This window comes from Pseudoalteromonas sp. S3785 (assembly GCF_005887365.1).
Lineage (GTDB): Bacteria > Pseudomonadota > Gammaproteobacteria > Enterobacterales > Alteromonadaceae > Pseudoalteromonas.
Genome location: NZ_PNCT01000136.1, coordinates 1 through 373, shown reverse-complemented (window position 1 = coordinate 373; position 373 = coordinate 1). Strand labels below are relative to the sequence as shown.

The window sequence follows — 373 nt, the reverse complement described above, 5'->3', positions numbered from 1 at the left end:
GCACAACTGCGCATTCGATTTGAACGCTTCGTCGGTAGCAGCCGGTTCTCCCCGGTGTACATTTTATCCGTTGAGCGATGGCCCTTCCATTCTGAACCACCGGCTCACTATGACCTACTTTCGTACCTGCTCGACGTGTCTGTCTCGCAGTTAAGCTGGCTTCTACCATTACACTAACCGTACGATGTCCGACCGTACTTAGCCAACCTTCGTGCTCCTCCGTTACTCTTTGGGAGGAGACCGCCCCAGTCAAACTACCCACCAGGCACTGTCCGTAACCCCGATTCAGGGGCCAACGTTAGAACATCAAAACTACAAGGGTGGTATTTCAAGGACGACTCCAACAAAACTAGCGTCTCATCTTCATAAGTCT

1 rRNA gene is annotated in these 373 nt (G+C 51.7%); it reads right to left on the bottom strand.

The annotated features are described in order from the left end of the window. Window positions 1-373, bottom strand: a 23S ribosomal RNA gene (locus CWC17_RS18865); the annotation flags it as partial.